Below are 26837 nucleotides of genomic sequence, written 5' to 3'. Positions count from 1 at the left end.
CCGCCCAATGAATATTCATAACACCCGTCAACGGACAGGTTTTCTTCCTACAACTAGCGTTACGCGAGCACCACTTTAGTCTGCGGCTCTATCACCAACTCAAACTCTTCCGCTATTGACGAAAAGATTTTCTGCGTTTTGCCGTCGCTATCTGTGACACCGGAAATGATCTTTCCCGAGGCTGTCTTAAGTGTGTACTCGACACCAGCCAACGGCCTCCCGGTATCCTGGCAATTGATCACGTAGTGCTCGTTAAACGGCCACTGAATCTCCACCGGCAAAGGCGGAACAAACGGCGCCGGCGAATGCGAGTTCCCGATAATCACCGTCGAAGACCCGGCCGTAACTTTATTGCCATGAGCACCAACGGAACCCACGGTCGCCGCCGGTTTACCGTTAATCAAAACAGTCGTTGCAAGGTCGCCAACCATCGCACCACCACACGCCGAGGCATCGCCTTGGCGGGCGGCCGCGAGGCCGTCGAAGAACACGTCGCCGGAACCGGCGGCGATCGGGTTGGTGCCGTGGCCGGGGAGCGGGCAAGCGGTGGGGTCGGATACGCGGGCTGCTGGTTTGCCGGACATACGAATCTCCTTAGTTGACCTTTACTTGACCGCTGCCATCCAGACGCGCGGCGAAACTGACCTGGCGCTTGAAACCATCAACTTCCAGCAGGCCTTCGATGCTGAAGGACAGGCGAAGCTGATCGTTGTCACGCGGCAGGGAGATGACACGCACGTTGCTCAGGCGCGGTTCGTAGGCTTCGATGAAGCTTTCGATGGCCCGGCGGGCCTGACTCAGGGAGTCGTGCAGGCTCAGGCGCATGTCATTGAGATCGGGTAGCCCGTAATCGGACAGCGTTTGCACGCTGCCCGCACGGGTGCTGAGCATCTTGGCCAGATGGGCAGCCACCGACGCCATGGCGGAAACCTCGCGGCTCCAGCCGACGCGTTTGTCCGCGTCGCCACCCAGGCGTTCGAAAAGGCTGCCGTATCCAGTCATGAGTCGCTCCGTTTACTCTTTGTCCAGCTTGCCAACCAGCGACAGGGTGAAATCGGCACCCATGTACTTGAAGTGCGGGCGCACGTTCAGGCTGACGCGGTACCAGCCCGGCTCGCCTTCAACATCGCTGACGATGATTTGGGCTGCGCGCAGTGGACGACGGCCACGGACTTCGGCGCTCGGGTTTTCCTGGTCGGCCACGTACTGGCGGATCCACTTGTTGAGTTCCAGCTCGAGGTCGGTACGTTCTTTCCACGAACCGAGTTGCTCGCGCTGCAGCACTTTCAAGTAGTGAGCCAGGCGGTTGACGATCATCATGTACGGCAGTTGGGTGCCGAGCTTGTAGTTCAGCTCTGCAGCCTTGCCTTCAGCGCTGATGCCGAAGAACTTCGGCTTCTGCACCGAGCTTGCGGAGAAGAACGCCGCGTTGTCGGAGCCTTTGCGCATGGTCAGGGAGATGAAACCTTCCTCGGCCAGTTCGTATTCACGACGGTCGCTAACCAATACTTCGGTAGGAATCTTGGTTTCGATTTCGCCCATGCTTTCGAAGTGGTGCAACGGCAGGTCTTCAACCGCGCCACCGCTTTGCGGGCCGATGATGTTCGGGCACCAGCGGAATTTGGCGAAACTGTCGGTCAGCTTGGTGCCGAACGCGTAGGCCGTGTTGCCCCACAGGTAGTGCTCGTGGCTGTTGGCGACGGTTTCTTTATACACGAACGATTTGACCGGGTTTTCTTCCGGGTCGTACGGGTTACGCAGCAGGAAGCGCGGCACGGTCAGGCCAACGTAACGGGAGTCTTCCGACTGACGGAAGCTCTGCCATTTGGCGAACTGTGGGCCTTCGAAGTGATCCTTCAGATCTTTCAGGTCCGGCAGGCCGGTAAAGCTTTCCAGGCCGAAGAATTTCGGGCCGGCGGCAGCAATGAACGGCGCGTGGGACATGCAGGCTACGCTGGACACGTACTGCATCAGTTTCACGTCCGGCGAGCTTGGGGACATGTAGTAGTTGGCGATGATCGCGCCAACCGGCTGACCACCGAACTGGCCGTATTCAGCGGTGTAGATGTGCTTGTACAGGCCCGACTGCATCACTTCCGGCGAATCTTCGAAGTCATCCAGCAGGTCGTCCTTGGAGACGTTGAGGATTTCGATCTTGATGTTTTCGCGGAAGTTGGTGCGGTCGACCAGCAACTGCAGGCCACGCCACGACGATTCCAGGGACTGGAAGTCCGGGTGGTGCAGGATTTCGTCCATCTGGCGGCTGAGCTTGGCATCGATCTCGGCGATCATGCGGTCGACCATGGCCTTCTTGACCGGCTCACCGTTGTTCTGCGGCTTGAGCAGCTCTTCGATGAACGCCGACACACCGCGCTTGGCGATGTCGTAGGCTTCGTCATCCGGGGTCAGGCGGGTTTCGGCGATGATGCTGTCGAGAATGCTGTATTCGCCGTTCTCGTTGCTCTTTTGCTGTACTGCGCTAGTGCTCATTGTGTTGGCTTCCTTGGCTGATGGGGGCTCAGGCGTCCTGGGCTGCGGCGTTCAGGCCCAGCTCACCGAGTACGCGACCGCGGGATTCGTCGTCGGCGAGCACGCCTTCGATGGCTTTGCGGAACGCAGGCGCGTTACCCAGCGGGCCTTTGAGGGCCACCAGCGCGTCGCGCAGTTCCATCAGTTTTTTCAGCTCAGGCACTTGCTCGACCAAGGATGCCGGGTTGAAGTCCTTCATCGAGTTGACGCGCAGTTGCACGGCCAGTTCTTCAGTGTCGCTTTCTTCCTGAAGACGGTTCGGTACGCTCAGCGTCAGGCTCAGCTCTTGCTTGGCCAGCACTTCGTCGAAGGTCATCTTGTCGATGCTGATCGGCTTGCGATCTTCGACTTTGCGTTCGTCCTTGCGGTGGGTGTAGTCACCGATTGCCAGTAGTTTCAGCGGCAGTTCAATCTCTTCCTGAGCACCGCCGGTGGCGGGTTTGAAGGTGACGTTGATGCGTTCCTTGGGGGCTACCGAGCCTTCTTTGGCCATGGCTTTTCTCCTTGCGGTTGTGGCCCTGGGGCCTATTCGAGTACCACTTCGAGATCGAGGTGGCACAGCCTGCGATAAATCTCTTCCTTGCGTTCACGCACTGCATGGTTCTGCGGTAACAACTCGCAGCAGCTATGCAGCAAATGCAGCACTTTCAGCGCAAGATCGGGCTCCCAGGCGTGCAGGCCTGAGTCCTGTAATGTTTGGTCGAGGGTTTCGAGTTGGGTCTTGGCCAGTTCGTATTTCTTGGCCATGAAGCACAACCGCGCGAGGGCGAACTGCCAGAAGAACCGAACCCGCCCGCCGTGGGCGCTTTGCAGGCCCTGCTTGAGAATCTGCACGGCGGCCTTGAGGCCGTCCTTGCGCAGAATCGGCATGACTTCTTCCAGGGCCAGTTCCCAGGCCGGCTGGGTATCGGCGACTTCGACCTTGCGCGGCGCACTGGCGCTTTGCAGGTGCGGCATGACGTGGGCGCTGATCCAGGCGCGGGTGGCCGGGTCGGCGAACGGCGCGCCGTCGTGGAAACGCAATTCGATAATGCCGGGCAGGCGCTGAACCAAAAGCGCGAAGTGGATTTCCACTTCGCGCATGGCCATCTCGGCGTTCAGCCCCTGAAGGCATTCCCAGACCATTCGCTGGCCATCGAACCAGAACGGCGCCTTCGCCAGGCTCGCCTCCAGCTCTACCAGCAGATCAGCGTATTTCCCTTGGTCGAAGCGGTCCTGATAGGCCTTGAGTTTGTCTGCCGGCACGCCACGCAGGACGGTGATCTGCTCGGCATTGCGCTCGGGCACCGCGTCGATGGGCAGCCACAGCAGCGTACGATTGAGGCGCAGGGCGCGCAGGTCGGTGGCTTTCTGCTTGAGCCACCAGGCGCACAACGGACGGGCGCTTTCCTGCTGAGCGCGCAGGGCCTTATGGGCTTCTTTCTCGTTGTCGATCGGTGCGCCGGGGGTGAACAGCTGAGTCGCAGCCTGCTTGACCTGGGCGACTGCGGCGCCCACCACACCGGGCTCCGGCTGGTTGTCGGCAGCGCGCTGAACCATGTTTTTCAAGCGGCGGGAGATCGGCAGCAGCAACGGCGCGTCATCGCCCAAGTGCTCGGTGCACGCGGCGTCGAGGCCTTCCAGATGCTCGACCAGCCGGCGGAACAGCGGCAGCTGCTCTTTGATCGCAACGTTTTCGTTCAGCACCTGCTCAAGACGCGGCACCAACCAGCTGATGGCGGCGGAGCGGGTGCGGGCCTTGTTCGGGTGAACTTCGGCCCAATGGTTTTCACAGAGATGGTGCAACAAACCGAGGCCGGCCAGCAGCCCCTGGAAGGATTCACGCTGGTATAGCGCCCAGGTCAGCCACGCGCCGACACGCAAATCCTTGGATTGAGTGCGCAGCAGGTTTTCGCTGTTTTCACGGATTTTCAGCCAGTCGATCTGACCACTTTCGTGCATGGACTGGGCTTTGGCCAGTTCGCTTTCCAATGCCTCGTATTCGCTCGAAAAGCGAACATCCTCGCCCGCGAAACTCTCTTGGGAAACAGAGGCTTTTGCGAGTTCAAGGTAATGGGCAGAAAGTTTGCTTGAGTAGGACATCCATGGCCTTTAATTAGGAAAACGGTCATGCGGCCATTGCAGTTGCAATGGCGCCGGACAGTATCAAAGAGCTGCGATGAGTCTCATCCAATTGAGTTCGTGCTCTTTCAAGTGCGCGCATCCTAATCACAATGATGGCCATTAGCAAGCACCCAAATAAACAATAAAACGGCGGTTTCTCTATTGCATGTAGGAGAAAGCCCTATATGTGACAGGGGATTCCCTGACGCTGGCTTTAACCCTCCAATCTCGACGAATTGCCCCCGAAACCATTGGGCCAGAGCGGTTTATCAAACCAGTGGATAATCACTGAACATTCACGCCCTGAAGCGGAACCCAGCATGACAAAAATAAAAAATGAAAAATGTAGGAGGTTTCCGAAAAGTTACAGTCATCTATGGACATAGCAGTGACAGACAATAAGCAATACAAGATTCCGTCAAAATGATGGCGCCTTGTATTTGATCCACTTCTCTCCAAATACATATTCTGTTCGCCTCAAATTTCTTACAAAAGTATCGAAAGCCCTTCGCGCGTTGCTGACGCAACATTCTGAAACGCGGAAAACTCTGACGTACTTTCTGGAGGCGTCCGACATCATTCTTTTGTTCGCTTGTAAGCGTGTCGGGTAGTTTGCGCTTGCTCCAACTCGGCATCCCCTACGGAGGCTGGCAGGGATGTAAATTGGCGTTGAGCAGAATGGCGGACAATCCGCAGTTGCTGGTGAAGCGAGCGCTGGATCATTTGCCAGCGCAGGAGATGGCGGCGCATGGCGCCCAGGCGTAGCCAGTACAGATCATTCCCACGCAGCGCGCGGGAATGATCAAAGCCCTACAGAAAGCTCAATCAAACATTCGGGCAAGGTACCGGTGCCCAGTCGCCCAGGTCCGGGTTCTTGCACATGCTGTTGACCTGAGTGGTGCCTGCGCTGGCGACTTGCTTGCTTTCCGCCTGTTTGGCTTGTGCGGTTTGCAGGGTTTTCTCGGTGGTGACCGCTTCTTTCGGCACGGTTGGCAGCACCGGTTTTTTCGCCGGTTTCACCGCTTTTTTGCTCTTGGTCGGGGTCACGACCGGTGAGGTGTCGGCGGTCGCCACGGTGACCACGTCAGTGCGCTGCACGCCTACTTGCTGCAGGTCTTTTTCGTAGGCCTGGGTGTAGTTGTTCAGGTCTTCGCTGGCTTTACCGTTCACCGCGACGATCAGGTCGTTGGACTCTTTGAGGCCCGCGACGATTTCTGCCAGGCGCTTGCGGCCCTCGGTGTCGCTGACGGTCTTGGCCTTGCGGTCGGCGACCAGTTTGGTGAACGCGCTCTGGTAGCACTGTTGCGAAGCCTTGGCGTACGCGGTGCTGCGGTCGATGTCGGCGGCGCTTTTGTTGACGTCGGAGGCGTAGGACGCGATGCGCTGGTTGTCATCGGCGATCTGCTTCTGACGCTCGTTGTAGTAACCGACCGCGCCGCCCGCCAGGGCACCGCCTGCTGCACCGATGGCGGCGTTGCGGCCACGGTTCTCGGAATCGGTCAGGGCGCCCAACAGTGCACCGCCGACAGCGCCGACAGCCGCACCGGTAACCACCGACTTGGTCATGTTCGAATCGGTGGCGCGCAGGTGCTGCACCGGCTCGTAGCAGTTCGGGTAGTACTCGACCTTGGTGCTCGAGGCGACCTTGGACGTCGGCGACGTAGCGCAACCGGTCAGTACGGTGCTGAAGCCAACAGCGATCAGCAGCAAGTGACGCTTGGAAACCGAAGCAAAAGCTTTACGGGAGGAAAGCATAGTTGTGTTCTCGTTTAAGTTTGACCAGCTCAGCACGGCCCATCGCCGCCTGAGTCCCTTCCAAGCTCGCTGTACAACGAACGATCAAGACCGCTGAGCGTTCGATGCGAGCAATTCCTTCAATATCGCCGCCGGGTCGGCTCGTCGTTGCTGACGATAATCACCGACATGGCGAACGAATAACGTCGCGCGCGTCACCAGGCTCTTGCCCAGTACCGGCTTGCGCTCCAACTCTTCCTTGATGCGTTGAAACTGCGCCTGGATCACGGCATCGGTGTAGCGCGTGCCAGTCGCCAGGTTGTCGATGTAGATCGCCACCGCGCCGTCCAGCGCGCTGCGGCCGTTGTCGATGGCCATGGCGAACAGCTTGGCGCTGGCCTCGTCCTTGGCGTCCACGGCCTGCTGGCGACTCTTCTGCAAATTGGTCAGGCGAATGTTGTAGTTGTTGACGGTCTCGGCCACCAGGGCCGCCGACTGGATCAGGTTGCCGGCCGCTTCCTCGCGCTGTTGGGCGATGAGCGAGACGTTGCGCTTGAGCTCTTCGTTGACCAGCCCCAACTCGGCTTGCAAACGCGGATCGACGCTGGCGGCAATGATGCTGTCCAGGCGTTTGGTCGGGTCCTGGGCGTCATCGATGGCATCGGTCAGCGAAGCTAGCCGACCTTCTTTCTGCCATTGGGCAAACAGTTCCTTGTAGCGCGAACGGGGCGCCGACAACGCGCCAACCGCGACCCGGAAGCCGGTGGTTTCGTTGTTTTGCTCGGTGCCGTCGGCGGCGAACAGCGGGTACTCGCGGCGCATCCCGGTGAACAAGGTGCCCTCGCCTTCCAGGTAATTGCCGCCCTTGACCACGAAGCCGCCGTAGGTGCCCTGGCGGCGTCCGGCGTGCACCAGCTGGAAGGACTCCTGGACCATTTCGGCGGCGTTGCCGATCACGTCGAACAAGCCAATGGGGTTTGGCAGTTTGGTACCGATCGGCATCAACCGCGCGGCCTGACCGGTGCCGCCGGCGACCTGATTGAAGACCGCCCAATCGGCCAGCGGTCCGTCGCTTTCGCTGCCGTCCAGGCGCCGGGGAAACAGGCGCCCTTCCAGGTCCTGACGGCTGACGGCCTGCCCGCCACGGGCAGCAAATTCCCATTCGACTTCGGTCGGCAAGCGCACAAAACCCAGCCCGCCCTCCTCTGCCGAGGTGCCGCGACCGCTCACCGGCAGCAGGTCCTTGTGGTATTTCATCAGCCAGGCGCTGTACACCGCCGAGAAGCGTTCAGCTTCGAATCGCGACAGCTTCACCTTGGGCAAACGCCCGGCCATGCCTTGCGGAATTTCAGCCTGCAACGCCTCGCAAGCCGGCGCCGGCTCGCCGCTGGCCAACGATTGCGCCTGGGCCATGACCTGTGCGTATTGGCGGGCGGTGACTTCGTATTTGCCGATGAAATAGAGCATTGGTTTGAGCGGGGTGTTGGCGTCGGTCTTGGGCATCAACGGGGTGATGCTTTTACTCCAGTCCTTGGGCAGATCCTTGAGGGTGAACTGGCCATTGATGAAGTCCCGGCGATAACCGGAAATGAACGACTGCTGATAGCCGGCCTCACCTTCGCTGAACGGGTAACCGAGGCTGATCTCGCGGTCGTCCAGACTGCCCTGGGCCAGGATGTAGACGTAACGGAACACCATCTGCCCTTCGCACGGCAGCGGCAGGCTGACGTCATCGGGCAACGGCTTGGGGTTGTCCAGTTTGTCGGTGCCTTCATCGGCCCAGACCATGCCGGCCAGGCTCAGCGCCATAGCGGCGCCCAGTAACTTATACATCTCGGATTCCTTCACACGCCTGGATACGCGCCACTCGCCAGCCACCACAGAGCGCCGCCACGGCACTGACGCCGAGCACGGCCGCCAGGGCCAACGCGTAGTGACGCGCCAGCAGATGGCTGGCGTACTCGCCCGGCATCTGCGCAAATAAATGGTTCAGGCCCGATTGCGCCAGGCCATACAGCCCGGCACTCAACAGGGCGGCAAGGCCGGCGCTGTACAGCGCCTGCACCACCACAAACAACAGCAACGCTGCCGTGGAAAACCCCAGCAAGCGCAGCACCGATAACGCTCGACGCTTGCGCTCGACCGCCGCCAGTGCCCCGGCAAAAATCGCCGCGAACGCTCCCGCCACGGCTAATCCGGCGATGATCCAGAACACGATCGACAGGTTGCGGCTCAGCGATTGCACTTGGGCGATGGCCTGGGCCTGGGTCGAGACCAGCAGGTTCTGTGCAGCGAAGTATTGGCGCAGCGGTTCGACATCCTGGAGGCTGCGGGCGTACAGGCGAAACGCCGGATATACCCGCTGCTCCGTCGCGCCCACCGCATCACCTGGCCAATCGAACGCAGGCACGGCGCGGCCGTCCCGGTAATCTTCAGCCGCTTCCAGTAACGTCAACGGCGCGAACAATCCGTCCCGGGCGAAAGCTTCCAGCGGCAGAACCTGCAGCACCTGAACGCGAGTGCGCTGCGCCTCGCCACGACCGGCCACCTGCCGGCCAAAACCGGCCTGCAACCAATCACCGGCCTTGGCCCCAAGCTTTTCGGCGGCGGTCTGGCTGAGCAGCACCTGATCCAGCCCTTGGGGTACCGGCAGACTGCCGAGCAACGGATCGTTGGCGGCGGTGGGGATCATTTCCACAGTCACCGTCGAAGCGCCAGCGGTCAGATCCGCTGTCGCGGCAATCTGCCGGGTGCGCGGCAACGCGAACGACACGTCGCTGCGCTGGCTCAACTGCTCGATAAACGCGGCACTGAACCGACCGCCACCGAGGGGGATGATCTCCCGGGTGGCCGGGTCGTTTTCCAGGCGCTCGGTCAAACTGCTGACCAGGCCGAATTTCAAACCGAACAGCACCAGCAGCGGTGCGATCACCGCCACCAGCGCCAATACCGAGCAGGCCGACAGCCAGGCATCGTTGCGGTAATCCTGCCAGGCCAGGGAAGCCACCAGCGCGCCGCGCATCAGCAGGCCTCCCCAAGGGTGGCGGTGACACCGCCATCGACGTCGCGATGACAACTGATGCGTCGCACCTGCAAACCGCTGGCGCGGGCCAGTGACTCGTCGTGGGTGGCAACGACGCAGCACACCCTGTGTTCACGAGCCTGGGTCACCAGTAACTGCATCACGCGTTCCGCGTTCAGCGGATCGAGGGCAGCGGTCGGTTCATCGGCCAACAGCAGGCGCGGCCCATGAGCCAGGGCGCGGGCACAACTCACCCGTTGCCGTTGGCCGACGGACAAGTCGCACGGTCTTTTGCCCAGTTGATCGGTGATATCCAACGCCCCGGCCAGGCGATCCACGCTGCCGTCGTCTTTCAAGCCGAGCAGTTGGCGCGACAGGTCGATGTTGCCGCGCACGTCCAGAAAATCCAGCAGGCCACCGGTTTGCAGCACGTAGCCCAAGTGCCGGCTGCGCAGGTTCGCCAAGGCACTTTGCGCATCTGCGCGCCACAGCCCGGCAATGTCCGTCGTGGTTTGGCCGGACGCAAAATCAAACTGCCCGGCCTGATCCGGCGCCAGCACCAGCGCCAGCAAATCGAGCAACGTGCTTTTGCCGCAGCCACTGGGACCGACCACCGCCAGTTGTTCACCGGCACGCAGTTGCAGCCGTGGAATCACCAGGCTGTAGCGCTGGCTGCCGGCGCCCCGGCTTTTGTGCACTGCGCTCATGTTCAGCATCACGGCAGCGTCGACAATGGAACGCGGTACAAGGCATCACCCGGTTCCGCATCGCCGAAACGCACCCAGTTGGCCAGGTCGTTGTGGAAGGTTTCATAGAGGCGGATTTTCGAGTCCAGCTCGTCGATAAAGTCCTCCTGCTCGGCCACGCTCAGGGAAAGCCACAAATCCTGGGTCATGTTCAGCGACTTGCTGCGATAAGGCAGTCCTTCCAGGTACTCCCCCAAAACCCCGCCATCGGCCAGATTGCCCCCCTTGCGCAAGGCCGAGGGATCGCGGCTCATGTAGGCACTGGCACTGGCGATTTCCTGGAAGAAATTCTTCGGTGAGGTCTGGGTCTTGCGGGCGGCGTCAACGATCAGTTTCAGCGATTGCTGCAAGTCGTTGAGCTGCAGTTTGGTCAGCATCACGCACACCTGGAACGCCGGCAGGGCCGGGTTGGTCAGGTCGCGGTCGGCGGTCCAGGCGCTGACCAGTTGCGGCGCCTGGCTGGCGGCTTTTCGCCCCAGGAAGTCCATGTGCATCGCGTAGCCGATGGCCGCCGATTTGTCGGCCAGGCTCGGCGCGGCGCTCAGCAGCGGCACGGTCTGCGACTTGTTGCTGCGCACCTGATGCACCAGGTCGGCAAACACCGAACCGATCTCGTCCACCCGTTCACCGAACTTGCGCACATCGGCGCCCGGCACCGGGATGTACAGATCGCCGATCTGCGGGTTGGCGTCGGCGGTCAGGGTGCGATACTGGCTTTGCGCACCGCCATGGGTTTTCTTGCCGGCATCGCTGAGCAGGTGCAAGGCGTAGATTTTGATCTGTTTGCCCAATGCGGCCTGACGCACTTCGGCCTCGTTCATTTGCGTGGCGGCATACGGGTCGTTCTTGCGCAACGCACCGGCATCGGTGACCAACAGAATCAAGCGTCCGCCATAACCGGACCAGTCCATGCCCTCGACCGCTTCCATCACGCCGGCAAACGCATCTTCGTTGAACGAATGGCTCGAGACCGTGGACGCCTTGACCTGCCGCGCCAGGTCCATGAAGCGCTGTGGGTCGCGGCCCTGGTCCAGGGTGATCAAGGTTTTGGCGACGTATTCCAGGCCAGGGGTTTTCTGGATGCTGTTTCGAAACCCCACCAGGCCAAAGCTGACACTGTCCAGCTCGCCCCGCTCGGCGATGCGGGTTTGCAGTTGGTGCACCACGTCGCGGACCTGATCGATGTAGGGCTGCATGGACACCGTGGTGTCGACGACCAACACCACAGCGGTGCGAAATGCATCGGCATTGGCGGCGCTGATCGGAGTGTTGCCGACAGTGGCCTTCGGTGCATTGCCGGGGTCGATGGACGCCACGTTCAGCAACTGCACCGGCTGGCCGTTTTCATCGAAGCTCTCGCGCGAATCAAAGATCGGCAACAGATAAAACTGGTTCTGCGGCACCGCGCTGGCGGCCGGTTCCAGGGCCAGCACCTGCTGATTGTCTTCACGGTTCTGCTGGGCCTTGAGCAACAGGTTTTTTGCAGCCGACGGATCGGCCAGCAGCCGCTCCACTTCGCCGGGCTGACGCAGGAACATCACCGGCGCACGACCGGAGCGTTCGGTGAACTTGAGCACCAGGCTTTGCTTCCAGTCGCTGACTTGCTCGGCTGGCAACCAGCCGTCACTGCGCCCGTCGGTGGCGGCGCCGACGCGTAGCCACGGGCTGCCGGCCACCTCTTGGCGCTGATAGACGTAAAGCACGGAAAACGCCGGCAAGGCCTTGTCAGGTGCTGCCCCCGGTTCACTGGCGAGTTTCGCTCCCGGCTTGCTGAGCACCCGCTGGAACAAGGTTTTTTTGCCGGCCATCAGCAGCGGGCGCTGACCATTATCGACGTCTGTCGCCACAGGGGGGTTCACCGGTGGCGCCACGGCTGGTGGTGGTGTTTTGACTGGAGGCACTGAAGCCACTGGCACCTTGGCGTCCGCCTCGACGTCACCGGACAGCCACCAATAACCCGCGCCGCCCAAGGCCAGCACCACGGCTACCGCAACAACGGCAAGCGCGAACACCGGTCCCTTGCGCTGCTCCGAGGCCGGGGATTGCGGCGTCGACTTCGCCGTCGGCGCAACAGGCTTGGCTTGGGGTTGTGGCCGTGCGGGGCTCGTCGGAATGTCGATGGACACCGGCGTCAGTCCCGCCAGGTCATTGTTCATTGGAAGGGGCAACGGCCGGATCGTGGTCGCTTCAACCGATTCCCCGGGCAGATTATCCAGCGCCTGCAACAACGCCTTTGCATCCGGGAAACGCTCGGCCTGATCCTTGGCCAACAGCTTGCGCAGCACCTCTTGATAACGGCCGTGGTGCACCGGCAGCTCCGGCAGCGGTTCGGTCAAATGCGCCAGGGCCGTAGAGAGCGCGTCGTTGCCGGTGTACGGCAGTTTGCCGACGAGGATTTCGTAGAGCACCACGCCCAGGGCATAAAGATCGGCCCGGCCGTCAATGTCCTGGCCCCGCGCCTGTTCCGGGCTCATGTAGCTGGGCGTGCCGACGGCGAAACCCGCTTGGGTGAACTGGGTGCGGTCGTCCAGCGACTTGGCGATGCCGAAGTCCGAGAGCACCGCTGTGCCATCGGCGCGGAACAGAATGTTCGCCGGTTTGACGTCGCGATGAACCAGCCCCAGCCCATGGGCATAGCCCAGCGCCGAGGCGATCTGGCGGATGTAGATCAGGCCCTGCTCCGGCGTCAGGCCGGCGGCAATGCGCTCCTTGAGCGTGCCATTGGGCAGGTATTCCATAGCCATGTAATACAGCTCACCGACATTGCCGATGTCATGGATGGTGACCGTATGCGGGTGAGACAGGCGCGCCAGGGTTTTGCCTTCGCGCAGGAAGCGCTCGCAGAAACTCGGATCGGCTGCCAGCGCGGCGGCCATGACCTTCAACGCCACCTTGCGCTCCAGCGAGCGTTGGGTCGCCAGGTAAACGCTGGCCATGGCGCCCTCACCGATCTCACCGTCGATGTCGTAGCCCGGGATCAGAATGTTCGCGGTGAGGTTCATGAAGGCACCTTCACGACGATGACGGTGATGTTGTCCGGAGCGCCGCGCATCAGGCCCAGGGACACCAGGCTGCTGGCGATTTCCCCTGGCTCGTCGTGGCCCAGCACCTCGCGAATCTCATGATCTTCAACGGTTTTGTTCAGCCCGTCGCTGCACAACAGGTAACTGTCGCCGGGCTTCAACAGCAACTCGACCATCGCCAGTTCCAGCTGTGCCTGGACCCCGATGGCGCGGGTGACAATATTGGACCGCGGGTGCACCCGGGCTTCGGCTTCACTGAGCAGGCCGCTGTCCTGCAGATCCTGGACGTAACTGTGATCCCGCGAGATGCGTTTGAGTCGGCCGTCACGCAGGCGATACAAGCGGCTGTCGCCCGCCCACAGACACACCCCACGCAAGTCACGCGCCGCCAGCGCCACCACCGTGCTGCCCATCATGGTCACGCCGCGGTTGGCGGTTTCTTCACGCACGGCGGCGTTGACCCGCAGCAGGTCGGTTTTCAACGCCGCGACGTATTCATCCAGCGAACGGCCCACAGCAATGCTACGCAGACTGTCGACAATCAGACTGCTGACGTAGTCGCCCGCCGCGTGCCCGCCCATGCCGTCGGCGACCACCCACAGGCCTTTTTGCGGCAGGTCCAGGCAAGCGTCTTCGTTAACCTGGCGGACCATGCCGACATGGCTTTTGCTTGCAGACTTGAGGGTCCTTCCCACGTTTGAACACATCTACACAACACCTTCTTGGCCGAGCAAAAATTGCGCAAAATCAGCGGCGGCCGGCAGGCCCTGGCACCGCAATAAACCGGGGGCGATGCGCTCCGAACCCTGGCCCCACCACACACTGGCCCCTTCGCAGGCCTGTTCGGCGAGGGCGATCATTCGCGCCTGCGGATCAGTGGCATCAAAGCGGTGCAACCCGGCAAAACGGCCGCTCGGGGTGCGTCGCAGATAAGCCGGGCTGCCCAGCGCCTCCAGTCCTGCACCGAAGGCCTCGAAGCTTGCCTCCACGTTCAAGGTGCTCAACAGCAATTGCTCGACCTGTTCAAACCAGATATCCGAGCCGCCTATCACCGACGCAGGATCAGCGTCGTGATCCAGCAGCACCGCGACGGTCAGCGGAAAATACCGGCCAACCCGATCAATGCTCGGCATCACCACCCCCACGGCGGCCTGCGGCCCACACACACCGGGCGCAACCATAAAGCGCCACAGCGGACTGACCAGATAGGCATTCAGCCAACGGTCGCCAAGGCTCTGGCTGGCGAGCAGCCCCGCCGCCAGCCACGAATCCCAGGGGCCGATAAAACTCTGCGGCAAGCCACGGCTGACAAAGTCCCCACGACTGGCCAACTTTCCATAGAAGCCCGGCGTGCTCATAAGCGCTCCGGCAGGCTGAAACCGCTGAGCACACGGCTCTTGAACGGGTTGAAGGCGCTGTTGGCCCGTAGCTCATAAGAGGCACTGGCGCCGTCGACCCGCAGCCGCAGGTTGAAGCGGTCCGGCGAGTTGCCGGCGGTCAGGTCCGATTGCTCGAGCAGGCGGAACCAGGCCCAGGGCCCGTCCAGGGTGATGCCGGACCGACCGCTGGCCGTGGGCGGCATGATCGAGATCCGCACCACGCCGATGCTGCCGGGGTTGGGCCATTGCATGGCGGTCGGACGGCTAGGTCCGTGGTCGTAGCTCAATTGCTGGCCGTCGAGGTCGAGCAAAAACTGGGTGATGGTGGAATCCATGGCCACGGGTTTGAGTTCGAAGCGCACCATCGGTTGGGTACCGCCGGAACGGAAAAACGCATCCCGGATGGTCGCTGCCCGCTGGAAGGTTTGCAGCACGCCCGGGGCGATGCCGAGCTTCTGCGCGGCGCCCGGTTGCCAGCGCCAGGCCTGGGTCGAGGTATCCACATAGGGCTGCAGGTATTTGCGGAAGTAGTTGTCCATCACCCCGCCCACGCCGAAGAACTGACCGAAGTCGTCGAGGGTCGCGTCCCGTGCACTGCCTGGCGACATCGGATAACGCCCGGCCAGGGACTGGCGATAGATGTTCACCACTTCGCTGGTCCAGGCCGCGTTCAGTTGATTGCGTACTCCACCCATCATGCTGTTGGTGGTGGAGTTGACCACCGACTTGACCAGGCCCTGCACCAACGCCGGTTGACGCTCGGCGTTGAGGCTGACCCGCGTCGCCGCCGCTGCGGCCTGGTTCTTGGCTTCGCCAAGCAAGGCGTCGCCGCTGGCACCGACCATGGCGCTGACCTGCACATACAGGGCGTTCATGTCGGCCAGCAGGCCGTCGATGGCTGCCGGCTCGCCTTCGTTCTTGCTGACGATGCGGTTGAGTTCGGCAAAATGCGCGGTGACTGGATCGTCACTGGCCTCAGGCGTGTTTTGCATCGCCTGCTCCTGGCCGAGCAAAGTGCCCAAGCGCTCTTTGAGCTTGTCGACCCCGCCCTCCACCGGCGCGCCCTTGGCGGCCAGCACGCGTTCTTCCTGTTGCAGGTCGGTTTCCTTCGCCACCGCCACCAGCAGTTTTTTCAACGGTGAAGTCGGCCCGGAAATCACCCGCAGCACATCGGCGGCCTGGGCCACGCTGGTGATCGGCACGAAGTCGATATCAGCCAACAAGGCGTCCCACTGGCGCTGGTAATCCTGGAAATACAAACGGCGTACATCGGCAGCCAGGCTGGCGACGTTCTGTTGTTCTGCCTGATCGCGACCGAGCACCCACTGCTCCTCGGCCAAGGTGCCGGTCTGGTTCAGGCTGGTGAGCAAAAACCCTTGGCGGTAACCCTTGGCCGTGAAGAAGCCACTCAAGGGGTCGCCCAGCGGCTTGCCGCTCTTGCGGCTGAACACCAGCGCAGCATCGCGCCCGGCCGCTTCGTTAAGACGAAAGTCCGCAATGCCGTCCGGCAGCTTCTGCCGTTTGATCCGGTCGTAGACACGCTGGGCCACCGGCAGCTGTTGCAACTGCCGGCGTAAATCGTCGATCAGGCGTGGGTCGAGACGCGCAGTGGGCGGATGGCGTTCGAACAGCGCCTGCAAGTGCTCACCGAGGGCTACGCGCTGCTCGGCCGGTAAGTCGCGCGGCAGGCTGCGGTCCCAGTCCAGGGCGATCCATGCCTTGATGAAATCAGCATCGTAATGCTCGCTGTCGGCGAGCATCAGGTAGGCCTTCAAGCCTTCGTAAAGGAAGTCCGAATTGCCGCCGCCGTGCAGTTGCTCCTCGATACGCGTGAGCAAGCGCGGCGCGAAGACCGCGATCAACAGCTTGCGATAAACGCTGCCGGACTCGGCTTCAAGCATGTCGCCCTGATACAGACCCAAGCCTTCGGCCCAGTTCGGCGCATCATCGGCCAAGTGCTTCACTGCGTTGAGCAAGGGCAACACGGCGAGCACGTCCCGCTGCGCCGGGCTGAGGTTCTGCACGGCCTGGCCCAAGGGCACGACTTTCTGATCGACTTGCGCGATATACGCCTGATTGGCGCGATAGCTGACCCACCACAAGGTCCCGACCACCAGCACCAAGGCTACAGTCGAGGCCAGCACGCCCTGGGCGATCCACTTGCGTCGACGTTCGACTTTCGGATTGACACCCACCAGCCCACGCTCGGCAAAGGCCACGGCGCTGAAGAGCTTTTCGATGAAGTAACTGCGCCCGGTGCCGTTCTGGCGCACCAGGTGCTGGCGGTCCAGGTTCATGCTCTGGGCCATGGAGCCGATCAGCCGGTCAATCGGGCTGCCTTCCTGGGTGCCGCTGGTGAAATACACCCCGCGCAACAGCGCCCGCTCTTCAAAGGCGTTGGGTTTGAACACGCCCTCAAGGAAGCTTTGCAGGCAATCCTTCAACGCGCCGAACTGCTGTGGAAAACCGTAGATCAGATCGCGTCGCGCCGGGTCGCGTTCCTGCTGCAAGCGCTCCACCAGCCGATCGTTCAGGCGTTGCTCCAGACCGGCGAATTCGCTTTGCAGATGGGCCAGCGGGCTGTCATTGCTTTTGCCGTCATCCAGAGCGAAGGTCATGCCCCAGACCTGAGCTCGCTCTTCCTTGCTCAGGGTGTCGAAATACTCCATGAACCCGGGCACCAGATCGAGCTTGGTCAGCATCAGGTAGATCGGGAAGCGCACGCCCAGTTGGGTGTACAGCTCCTGAATGCGCAGGCGTATCGCAGCGGCATGGGCGGCGCGTTCGGCGTCGCTGCCCAGCAACAGGTCGGAGAGGCTGATGGCGATAAATGCACCGTCGATCGGGCGACGGGCCCGCTGTTTTTTCAACAGACCCAGAAAGCCCAGCCATGCGGCCTTGTCGACCGTCGCGTCGCTGTCCTGAGTGGTGTAGCGGCCTGCGGTGTCGAGCAGCACAGCCTGGTCGGTAAACCACCAATCACAATTGCGCGTACCGCCGACGCCGCGCACCGCACCGGCGCCCAACTGCGCGGCCAACGGAAAATGCAGACCGGAGTTGACCAGCGCCGTGGTCTTGCCCGAACCCGGCGGGCCGATGATCACGTACCACGGCAATTCGTAGAGATTGCGTCGTTCGTCGCCGCCCAGCTTGGCTTTCTTCAACAGCGTCAGGGCTTCGTCCATGCGCTGGCGCAGGGTTTCGAGCTCTTCGGCCGTAGCGATGCTGGTCGGGTCCGGCGGGGTTTGCGCCGCCAGGCTGCGCATGACTTCGGCGGCCTGACGGCGGGCCTGGATGATGCGAAACACCCGATAGGCGATCCACACCGCGAATACCAGAATGATCAGCGCCCAGCGCCGGCCTTCGGGCACCAGGAGCTCAAGCAGCGGCCCGACAAACCAGATGATCAGGCTCAGGGCGATCAGCCCCAGCAACGGAATGACCCAGCGGGTCATAAAACTGAAAAACGCCTTCACTCGACCCCCTCCGCCAACACTGTGATTTCGACCCGACGATTGCGTGCGCGGCCCTCGGTCGTAGCGTTCGAGGCCAACGGTTCGGTGTCGCTGCGGCCTTCGGCGCTGAAGCGCTCGGGCTGGCCGGTCTTGGCCGAAAGGATTTGCAGCACCGAAGTGGCCCGTGCCTCGGACAACGCCCAGTTCGATGGAAACCTCAAGGTGGCAATCGGGCGATTGTCACTGTGACCGGTCACCCGGACCTGGCCCTTGACCTTGCGAATGGCATCGGCGATGCGCAGCATCAGCGGCTGGAAATTGTCGACGATACTGGCGCTGCCCGAGGCGAACAGCTCATCGCCACGGATAGTCACCACTGAACGGTCAACGGCATCTTCCACGGCCACCCGGCCGGCCTTGATTTCATCAGCGAGAAAACCGGCCAAGCGTGGCCGCTCGACCAGTTTCGGCTGCACCACCGGACGGTCGATGGCCTGCACCGGGATCTCGCCCAGCGCATGAATGTTTTTAAACACCGGCTCGGCATCGGCGGCCAGTTTCAAGCGCAGGCCGAACACCAGGGCCAGCAGCAACGCCACACCGATGGCCACCGCGATCCATGGCGGCATGAATTGCGCCAGTCGATCGCGCGCCACGGTCACGCCGCGCCAATGGGGCGACAGTTCACGCTCATATTCGCCACGGGCGCTGCGGATAACCGCACTGGTGCGCTCACGCAACGCCTCCAGTTGGCTGCGACCATCATTCATGACCCGATAACGCCCTTCGAAACCCAGGCACATGCACAGGTACAACAGCTCCAACAGATACAAACGTTCGCGGGGGCTTTGCAGGCAATGTTCCAATAGCTGGAACACCTTCTCGCCGCCCCAGGCCTCGTTGTGCACGGTGATCAGCAGGCTCTGCTTGCCCCAGTCGCCGGTGCCGCCCCACGGCGTACTCAACACCGCTTCATCCAGGGCGGTGCACAAGGCGTAACGGGCCAGCAACACATCGTTGCGCACCACGCCGGCGGCCTCGGCGCGCTCCTCGAACTGGCGCAGGTAGGCCAGTAGTTGCGCCCGCAGACTCGCCGGTGCCGGGTGGGCAATGGTGTTGCGCAAGCGGGTCAGCAAAGCCAGCAGCGGGCCCGCGGCGCTCTCCAGGGGGTTGAGACCTTCGGCTTTGCCGGTCAACAGCGGCGCGGCCGGCATCGACAGTGGCGCGGGCTGGGCGCGGCCAGGGTCCGGGCGGGCCGGCTCGGCGCCACGGCCACCGGGTGTCGGCATGAACTGGGTACGATCGTCGTTATTCATCGCGGTTTATCCTCGGATCGCCCAGAAAGCCAGGTTCAACCCCGGGAACTGACCCGCGATGTGGAACGCAAAACCGCCGGAGTTGGCCAGTTGTTGCCAATGCTCGCTGCCCCGGTCGAGTTCGTAATAGGTGGAGCCGGCGTGATAGGGAATCTGCCGTGGCGCCACCGGCAGCGGCAGCAGGCCGATGCCCGGCAATTGCAGGTTGACCATGTCGCGAATGTGTTCCACCGAGCCGATTTTGCTCTGCAGGCCGAAGCGGCTGCGCAGGGTCTCGGCAGGTACATCGGCGCGCACCACCAGAATAAAACTGGCGTTGTCGAGCAGGGTCTTGTCAGCCAGCATGGCCACATGAATGCCATAGGCTTTTTCGACGATCGGAATCGGCGTGGCCTTGCTGTCGATCAGCATCGACAGCGCTTCACGCAGGGCTTGCATCACCGGCGCAAAGCTCAGCGCGAGGTCATCATGCTGGTACTGCGGGAATTCCTGCGGTCGCCGCCCGGAAGCGGTAAAAGTCGAGAATTCCCCGGCCAAGCTCACCAACTCGCTGTAGAAGCGCTCGGGATGCAAAGGGCTCAAGTGGCTCAAGTGCTGGATCAACGGCTGAGCACGGTTGACCAGTTGCAGCAGCATGAAGTCGGCAATCTCCGAAGCACCGCCGGCACCGGACGCCACCACCCGCCCAGCGAGCGCTTCTCCGCGTTGATGAAGCAGGCCCAGTAGCTCGTTGCGAAACGCAGCCAAGGGCGTGGAGGCGACCACATCCAGCAGCGGCGGGATGTAAGTGTCATCGAGCACCAAGGCGCGGTCGGCGCGTTTCTCCTTGATTCGCACCAGGCCGATGGCCGCGTAGTCGCTGATGCCATCCCGGGCGACCAATAATCGCAGTGCCCTCGACCCCACGGCCACCGGGGCCTGGTTTTCGAACGGCGCGTTGTCGTCCCGCACTTCGCGCACCTGACTCACATAGCGCGCAGCGCCCAGGGCCTCGCCTTCGTCAACGGTGTCACGCGCGCCGGCGCGCTTGAGCGGCAAGGCCAGGTACACCAAACCATCGCGCAGGTTGTCATCGATATTCAGCGGGCTCGGCGCCAGGTCATCCTGGGGAATGTTGAATGGCGTGCCGTCTGGCAACAGGCCCCGCGCCGAGATGATCGCCAGTTTGCCCTGGGCCAGCAGGCCCTGGTCGATCAGCAACTCAGAAAACCCCCAGGCACCGGCCGACAATGGGCGACTCCGGGCGTCGATGAGATTCTCCAGGTAACGGTCATGCTGCTGGAAGTGCTGCGTTCCAATGAACATGCCTTCCGACCAGACCACGCGATTGTTCCAGGACATGGGGGGCTCCGATTGTTTATTGGGCAGGGCTGGATGGGGGAACCGCGACGGCGCTGCGCACGGCTCGCACGTCGAGGCTGATCTGGTATTCGGTGTATTGGCGCGGCGGGACGTTCATCACCGTGCGCCACAGCGACTGATCCAGCTCGCGATACCCCACCAGCACGCCGATATGGCGGGTGGCCGGATCGAGGTCACGCTGCAGACTCAACTGCTGGCCAGGCTGGATCAGCACTTCGTCCTGGTCGATCAGATCCGCACCGAGCGTCGCCTGGGCTCGTTCGGCCAGTGCGAAATAATCGGAACGACCGAAGGTGGCGGCATTCTTCAATTCGAAAATGCGCACCCGGACCGGGGCCGGCTGGCCAGTGGCTCCGGGGTTGAGCCCGGCGATGGCGTGAAAGTGCAACTCGACGGCGGCCGTGTCGGCCTCAGCCTCTTCGGGCTGGGGTTTGGTGGCCTCCTTGGCACACGCGGTCAGCAGAAGCGCGGTGGCGACTGCGAGTAAAAACCTGTGAATCATCCTGCGTCCTCAATGACGTTTCAGCTATCCGTTGTTCCGTTCTTTGCTCTGAATGCCGTTATGCAACGGCCACGCTCAGCGGCGGCGTTGCCTGGTACTGTGTTCTTCGTAGGCACGGCTGAATTCCCGACCGAACAGGTCCTGGAAATCCTCCTGGGCCTCACGGGAAATATTGCTGTAGAGCTCGGTGAACTGCTGCCAGTACTGGGCCTGTCGTGAACCATTGAAAATGCTCGACAGGCCAGCGGGCTTGCCCATGCGCTCTTCCAGTTGTGCCGGCTCGAAACGCGCCAGCAGATGCTTGATCGCCGCTTCCACACCGGCCATCACCGCCAACTGGTGGGCACGCAAGTCATCGAAGCTGTCGCGCACCGCCAGGTCCGGCGCCATGAACGCCTGATTGGTGTGGCGCAACAGCAGCAGCAAGGCCTCATCGACGTTGGGAGCGAATTTCAGCGGGTTGTTTTCCACCGGCTGAATCATCGTCTGCTGAATGCGAAACTCGCCCTTGAGGCTGCTGCGGGCGCGCAGGACATCGATCAGGCCTTCGACCATCAATCGATAACTGCGGCCTATGCTTTCCATCTGCGCTTCGGCCTGGGCCTTTTCCAGGCGCACTTGATCCAGCCCGGCGCCGCGCAGAAAGGCTCGCAACAGGTCGGGTTGCGAATGGTCGACCGGGCTGACCGGATTGACCGGGGGCTCAACGATAGCCACGGGCGGTTCGCGCAGGGGTGCCGGCTCGATCGGCACGCTGATTTGAGGTACGGGTGGTGGCGCAACTTCTGCAACAGGCAAGGGAGCAATCGCCATCGGCGCAGGCTGGTCGCTGAACAGGTCCCAATCTTCCGGAATCACCGGGGCTGGGGCCGACGCCAGCGGCACAGGCTCGGCCATGGGCGTCGGGTTGGGGATCGGGGTCGGTGGGCGGAAGTCGTGCTGCTCAGCCGGGACATGGTCGGACTGGGTGGCCGGCGGGACGGTGGTCGGTGCCAGAAAGTCGAACAAGTCCGGCAGCGTGTCCATGGCCGACACACCCTGGAAATGTGCAGGTGGTGTCATGGGCGACGATGTCGGCGCAGCCACGCCGGCGCCCTGACGCCCCATCAGAGCCTCGAAGCTGTTGGACGAATCGGCAAAAGGGTTGTTGTCAGTCACCGGCAGATTGAAATCGATGCGCGCCTGGATTTCATAATCACCTATGCGGATAACTTCCCCATCTTGCAATGGCTCGCTGTTTCCTTTGCGTAGACGAATGCCGGCCTTAACCAATTCCACACCATTAGTGCTGTTATCGGTTAAATAATACCGGCCATCTTTATATTGAATAACGCAATGCTTTCCGGAAACCAAGCGCTCTGGATCGGGCAATACCCAGTCATTATCAGAATTACGGCCAATTGCCATTACTCCCTGATCCATGGATTTTTCAGAGCATTGACCAGGGGTAATCTTGTGATAACTAGTGATAGTCAAACACAGCGGCATCTTGCCTCCTTGCTGCACACTTTGCGCGCCGGCGAATGAAGGGATCAATCCCCGCGAAGCTCGCCGACAAACCTTGCAAACAACCTAAAAAACAGCTTTTTACCAGCACATTTGCTGATCTTAACCGGTTTACGTGACAAAAAATCTGCGTCAGTACCTTCTTGGACCTACCGGTCGCGAGGGTTGTTAAGCACCTCACATCTGTCACACAGGAGAAATAGCTTACCTTGACAAGCCATAAGTACTACACCAAAAATGAACAACTTTCTTGAATACAGTGATGGCACTTTAAGATCACAGAGGATCCAAAGGGCCATTACACACAAGGAAACATGCGAAGTTCCACTTGGAACTAACGTGTGAACTGCCCGTTTCTGTCGCGGGCGATAGGGAGATCAATTTCAGTGGAAGTGCCTTTGCTGCTCGCCGCCGTTTCCGCGACTTCGCCTTGTGGCGAAGATCTGGAATACGACGCTGACTTTTTGCGCCTGGAACGCGATTCCCAAGGCCAGCCCGAGCGCAGCATGGGCGATTCGATATTGCCTGCCGAACCGCCTGAATGGCGCAGCATCCAGCAGCAAAGCCTGGATTTGTTGCAACGCAGCAAAGACCTGCGTATCACCCATTTCCTTTTGCAAAGCTCCCTTGCCCTGGAAGGTGTCCCCGGCCTGGCCCGCGTCCTGACGCTGATCAGCGAATTGCTCAAGCAATACTGGGCCGACCTGCATCCACGCCTGGATGCCGAAGACGACAACGATCCCACCGTGCGCATCAATGCCCTCGCCGGCCTGGCGTCCGATGCCACCATTCGCCTGCTGCGCGAAAGTATCCTGGCCCGTTCGCGAACCTTTGGCGCTGTCAGCCTGCGCGCCGCCGCCAACGCCAGCGGTCTGCAAAGCTTCCCTGACGAAAACCTCGGCGCCGAACAACTCGCCGGAGCGTTCCTCGACAGCGATCCCGAACAGTTGGACATCATCCGCAAAGCCTTGCACGAGGCCCGTAGCGCCGCCGAGACCATCGAGCAACACGTCAGCGAACAAGTCGGCTCCGCCCAGGGCGTTGACCTTGGCCCATTGAAGCAACCGCTCAAAATGGCCTTGCAGATTCTCGGCCAGTTCGCCCCGCAGAGCGGCGACAGCCCCCAGCCCGATGCCATCAGCGACGACAGTGCCGCGCCGGTTGAATACCCCACCGCGCCAAGCGCGCCGCGCAACGCCAACGCTAACGCCAGCAGCGGCGAAATCAACAACCGTGACGACGTGCTGCGCAGCCTGGACCGGATTCTTGCGTATTACACCCGTCACGAGCCCTCCAGCCCCCTGCCGGTGCTGTTGAATCGGGCAAAGAATCTGGTGCACGCCGACTTCGCGGCGATCGTGCGCAACCTGATTCCCGACGGCATCAGCCAATTTGAAAACCTGCGCGGACCAGACAGCGAATAAAAAGCGTACGGATCACGCAGTCACGTCACCGGCACCGCCGATGACGCCAACACCGTCGCTTGAGCGACCAGGAGCAGCAACGTGGCGAAGCAAAGTTCTCAGAAATTCATCGCGCGCAACCGTGCGCCTCGAGTGCAGATCGAGTACGACGTCGAGCTTTACGGCGCCGAGAAAAAGGTCCAGTTGCCCTTCGTAATGGGCGTTATGGCTGACCTCGCCGGCAAGCCGGCCGAGCCTCTGGCACCTGTGGCCGATCGCAAGTTCCTTGAAGTGGATGTGGACAACTTCGACTCCCGCCTCAAGGCCATGCAGCCACGCGTTGCGTTCCACGTGCCCAACGAGCTGACCGGCGAAGGCAACCTGAGCCTGGACATCACCTTTGAAAGCATGGACGACTTCAGCCCGGCCGCCGTGGCGCGCAAGGTCGACTCGCTGAACAAACTGCTCGAAGCGCGCACTCAATTGGCCAACCTGCTGACCTACATGGACGGCAAGACCGGTGCCGAAGAAATCATCATGAAGGCCATCAAGGATCCGGCGCTGCTCCAGGCACTTGCCAGTGCGCCCAAGCCCGCCGAGCCTCAGGCTTAATCAGGACGAATGATCATGACCGATCCAGTACGCGCAAGCGCCCAGACACTGGGCACCACCGAAGAAGCCAGCGAGTTCGCCTCCCTGCTGCTGCAAGAATTCAAACCCAAGACCGAACGCGCCCGTGAAGCCGTCGAGACCGCCGTGCGCACCCTGGCCGAACAGGCCCTGGCGCAGACCGACCTGGTGTCCAACGACGCCATCAAGTCGATCGAGTCGATCATCGCCGCCATCGACGCCAAGCTCACCGCCCAGGTCAACCAGGTCATCCATCACCCGGAGTTCCAGCAACTGGAAAGCGCCTGGCGTGGCTTGCACTACCTGGTCAACAACACCGAGAGCGACGAGCAGCTCAAGATCCGCGTGCTCAACATCTCCAAGACCGACCTGCACAAGACCCTGAAGAAATTCAAGGGCACCGCATGGGACCAGAGCCCGATCTTCAAAAAGATGTACGAAGAAGAATACGGCCAGTTCGGCGGCGAACCTTACGGCTGCCTGGTGGGCGATTACTACTTCGACCAGTCGCCGCCGGATGTCGAATTGCTGGGCGAACTGTCGAAAGTCTGCGCCGCCATGCACGCACCATTCATTGCCGCCGCATCGCCGACCGTGATGGGCATGGGCTCGTGGCAGGAACTGTCGAACCCGCGCGATCTGACCAAAATCTTCACCACCCCGGAATATGCCGGCTGGCGCTCGCTGCGTGAATCGGAAGACTCGCGTTACATCGGCCTGACCATGCCGCGCTTCCTGGCACGCCTGCCGTACGGTGCCAAGACCGACCCGGTGGAAGCCTTCGCCTTCGAAGAAAACACCGACGGCGCCGACAGCTCCAAGTACACCTGGGCCAACGCCGCTTACGCGATGGCGGTGAACATCAACCGCTCGTTCAAACACTTTGGCTGGTGCTCGCGCATTCGTGGCGTGGAGTCTGGTGGTGAAGTGGAGAACCTGCCGGCGCACACCTTCCCGACCGACGATGGTGGCGTGGACATGAAGTGCCCGACCGAAATCGCCATTTCGGACCGCCGTGAAGCGGAACTGGCGAAGAACGGTTTCATGCCGCTGCTGCACAAGAAAAACACCGACTTCGCCGCGTTCATCGGCGCCCAGTCGCTGCAAAAGCCGGCCGAGTACGACGACCCGGATGCTACCGCCAACGCCAACCTGGCCGCGCGCCTGCCCTACCTGTTCGCCACCTGCCGTTTCGCCCATTACTTGAAGTGCATCGTGCGCGACAAGATCGGCTCCTTCAAAGAGAAGGACGAAATGCAGCGCTGGTTGCAGGACTGGATCCTCAACTACGTCGACGGTGACCCAGCGCACTCCACCGAAACCACCAAGGCCCAGCACCCATTGGCGGCGGCCGAAGTGATTGTCGAAGAGGTGGAAGGCAACCCGGGGTATTACAACTCCCGGTTTTACCTGCGCCCGCACTATCAGCTCGAAGGTCTGACTGTGTCACTGCGCCTGGTATCCAAGCTGCCTTCGGCCAAAGGCGCGTAACACCGCCCTTGATGTGATCGTCCCCACGCTCAGCGTGGGAACGATCAGAAAAACACAACGTGGTAGACACCACACAGGGAGAGAACATGGCTGTTGATATTTTCATCAAGATCGGCGACATCAAGGGCGAGTCCATGGACAAGGCCCACAAGGACGAAATCGACGTCTTGAACTGGAGCTGGGGCATGTCTCAGTCCGGCAATATGCACGTGGGCGGCGGCGGCGGAGCCGGCAAGGTGAACGTCCAGGACCTGTCGCTGACCAAGTACGTCGACAAGGCTACACCCAACCTGATGATGCACTGCGCCAGCGGCAAGCACATCGACAAGGTCAAGCTGACCGTGCGCAAGGCCGGCGGCGAAAGCCAGGTCGAGTACATGATCATCAACCTGGAAGAAGTGCTGATCAGTTCCCTGAGCACCGGCGGCTCGGGCAGCGATGATCGTCTGACTGAAAACGTCACCCTGAACTTCGCCAAGGTGCTGGTGGACTACCAGCCGCAAAAAGCCGACGGCACCAAGGAAGGCGGGCCGATCAAGTTCGGCTGGAACATCCGCCAGAACGTCAAGGTGTAATCGAACGTGCCCCCGTCGTTATGCGCCGGGGGCATTTTGGTGCTTGCTCGAATCCAATCCT

21 protein-coding genes are annotated in these 26837 nt (G+C 61.5%); 4 read left to right on the top strand and 17 right to left on the bottom strand.

The window, feature by feature from the left end; translation table 11 throughout:
* Window positions 1-59: 59 nt before the first annotated feature.
* The 17 genes from ACEN8R_RS24740 to tagH all read right to left on the bottom strand — a co-directional run bounded on the left by ACEN8R_RS24740 (window position 60) and on the right by tagH (window position 22659).
* Window positions 60-584: a PAAR domain-containing protein gene (locus ACEN8R_RS24740; RefSeq protein WP_018927434.1), complete on the bottom strand. Its 525-nt coding sequence runs from the start codon at window positions 582-584 to the stop codon at window positions 60-62.
* Between the two features lie 10 nt (window positions 585-594).
* Window positions 595-1002: a type VI secretion system baseplate subunit TssE gene (gene tssE / locus ACEN8R_RS24735; RefSeq protein WP_018927433.1), complete on the bottom strand. Its 408-nt coding sequence runs from the start codon at window positions 1000-1002 to the stop codon at window positions 595-597.
* Window positions 1003-1014: 12 nt separating this feature from the next.
* Window positions 1015-2490, bottom strand: a complete 1476-nt coding sequence (gene tssC, locus ACEN8R_RS24730; protein WP_018927432.1) for a type VI secretion system contractile sheath large subunit — start codon at window positions 2488-2490, stop codon at window positions 1015-1017.
* Between the two features lie 28 nt (window positions 2491-2518).
* On the bottom strand, window positions 2519-3022 hold the full coding sequence (tssB, locus tag ACEN8R_RS24725) for a type VI secretion system contractile sheath small subunit (protein ID WP_007934526.1): 504 nt from the start codon (window positions 3020-3022) through the stop codon (window positions 2519-2521).
* 32 nt (window positions 3023-3054) lie between these two features.
* Window positions 3055-4611, bottom strand: coding sequence for a type VI secretion system protein TssA (gene tssA / locus ACEN8R_RS24720; protein WP_018927431.1), 1557 nt, complete (start codon window positions 4609-4611; stop codon window positions 3055-3057).
* Window positions 4612-5457: 846 nt separating this feature from the next.
* Window positions 5458-6387 carry a type VI secretion system-associated lipoprotein TagQ gene (tagQ, locus tag ACEN8R_RS24715; RefSeq protein WP_018927430.1) on the bottom strand — a complete coding sequence of 310 codons (930 nt, stop codon included), beginning with the start codon at window positions 6385-6387 and terminating at the stop codon, window positions 5458-5460.
* Between the two features lie 84 nt (window positions 6388-6471).
* On the bottom strand, window positions 6472-8199 hold the full coding sequence (locus ACEN8R_RS24710; protein ID WP_018927429.1) for a formylglycine-generating enzyme family protein: 1728 nt from the start codon (window positions 8197-8199) through the stop codon (window positions 6472-6474).
* Window positions 8192-9388 (bottom strand): ABC transporter permease, encoded by a 1197-nt coding sequence (locus ACEN8R_RS24705; protein ID WP_018927428.1) that lies wholly within the window; start codon window positions 9386-9388, stop codon window positions 8192-8194. Before ACEN8R_RS24705 ends, ACEN8R_RS24710 begins: the two co-directional genes overlap by 8 nt.
* Complete coding sequence (locus tag ACEN8R_RS24700) at window positions 9388-10104, bottom strand: ABC transporter ATP-binding protein (protein ID WP_018927427.1); 717 nt, start codon at window positions 10102-10104, stop codon at window positions 9388-9390. Before ACEN8R_RS24700 ends, ACEN8R_RS24705 begins: the two co-directional genes overlap by 1 nt.
* Window positions 10104-13136, bottom strand: coding sequence for a serine/threonine-protein kinase (locus ACEN8R_RS24695; protein WP_018927426.1), 3033 nt, complete (start codon window positions 13134-13136; stop codon window positions 10104-10106). The genes ACEN8R_RS24700 and ACEN8R_RS24695 overlap by 1 nt, the downstream gene beginning before the upstream one ends.
* Complete coding sequence (locus ACEN8R_RS24690) at window positions 13133-13852, bottom strand: PP2C family protein-serine/threonine phosphatase (protein WP_026286524.1); 720 nt, start codon at window positions 13850-13852, stop codon at window positions 13133-13135. The genes ACEN8R_RS24695 and ACEN8R_RS24690 overlap by 4 nt, the downstream gene beginning before the upstream one ends.
* 12 nt (window positions 13853-13864) lie before the next feature.
* Window positions 13865-14515, bottom strand: a complete 651-nt coding sequence (gene tagF / locus ACEN8R_RS24685; RefSeq protein ID WP_018927424.1) for a type VI secretion system-associated protein TagF — start codon at window positions 14513-14515, stop codon at window positions 13865-13867.
* A complete protein-coding gene (gene tssM / locus ACEN8R_RS24680; protein ID WP_018927423.1) occupies window positions 14512-18012 on the bottom strand; it encodes a type VI secretion system membrane subunit TssM in 3501 nt (1166 codons plus the stop codon). The genes tagF and tssM overlap by 4 nt, the downstream gene beginning before the upstream one ends.
* The gene (locus tag ACEN8R_RS24675; protein ID WP_018927422.1) at window positions 18009-19307 is read right to left on the bottom strand and encodes a DotU family type VI secretion system protein; all 1299 of its coding nucleotides are present in this window, start codon (window positions 19305-19307) and stop codon (window positions 18009-18011) included. The genes tssM and ACEN8R_RS24675 overlap by 4 nt, the downstream gene beginning before the upstream one ends.
* Before the next feature lie 6 nt (window positions 19308-19313).
* On the bottom strand, window positions 19314-20648 hold the full coding sequence (gene tssK / locus ACEN8R_RS24670; RefSeq protein ID WP_018927421.1) for a type VI secretion system baseplate subunit TssK: 1335 nt from the start codon (window positions 20646-20648) through the stop codon (window positions 19314-19316).
* A 16-nt stretch (window positions 20649-20664) separates the two neighbouring features.
* Window positions 20665-21171, bottom strand: coding sequence for a type VI secretion system lipoprotein TssJ (gene tssJ, locus ACEN8R_RS24665; protein ID WP_018927420.1), 507 nt, complete (start codon window positions 21169-21171; stop codon window positions 20665-20667).
* Window positions 21172-21246: 75 nt separating this feature from the next.
* On the bottom strand, window positions 21247-22659 hold the full coding sequence (gene tagH, locus ACEN8R_RS24660) for a type VI secretion system-associated FHA domain protein TagH (RefSeq protein ID WP_026286523.1): 1413 nt from the start codon (window positions 22657-22659) through the stop codon (window positions 21247-21249).
* A 404-nt stretch (window positions 22660-23063) separates the two neighbouring features.
* Between tagH and tssA (ACEN8R_RS24655) the strand changes: the two genes are divergently transcribed.
* The 4 genes from tssA (ACEN8R_RS24655) to ACEN8R_RS24640 all read left to right on the top strand — a co-directional run bounded on the left by tssA (ACEN8R_RS24655) (window position 23064) and on the right by ACEN8R_RS24640 (window position 26776).
* Window positions 23064-24101: a type VI secretion system protein TssA gene (gene tssA, locus ACEN8R_RS24655; RefSeq protein ID WP_018927418.1), complete on the top strand. Its 1038-nt coding sequence runs from the start codon at window positions 23064-23066 to the stop codon at window positions 24099-24101.
* An 81-nt stretch (window positions 24102-24182) separates the two neighbouring features.
* On the top strand, window positions 24183-24692 hold the full coding sequence (gene tssB, locus ACEN8R_RS24650; protein ID WP_007894500.1) for a type VI secretion system contractile sheath small subunit: 510 nt from the start codon (window positions 24183-24185) through the stop codon (window positions 24690-24692).
* A 15-nt stretch (window positions 24693-24707) separates the two neighbouring features.
* Window positions 24708-26201, top strand: coding sequence for a type VI secretion system contractile sheath large subunit (gene tssC, locus ACEN8R_RS24645; RefSeq protein WP_018927417.1), 1494 nt, complete (start codon window positions 24708-24710; stop codon window positions 26199-26201).
* Window positions 26202-26287: 86 nt separating this feature from the next.
* Entirely contained in the window at window positions 26288-26776 is a 489-nt protein-coding gene (locus ACEN8R_RS24640; protein WP_018927416.1) for an Hcp family type VI secretion system effector, read from the top strand.
* Window positions 26777-26837: the final 61 nt, after the last annotated feature.

Source organism: Pseudomonas sp. Pseusp15 (genome assembly GCF_059492165.1).
This window is presented reverse-complemented; position numbering and strand designations above follow the sequence as displayed.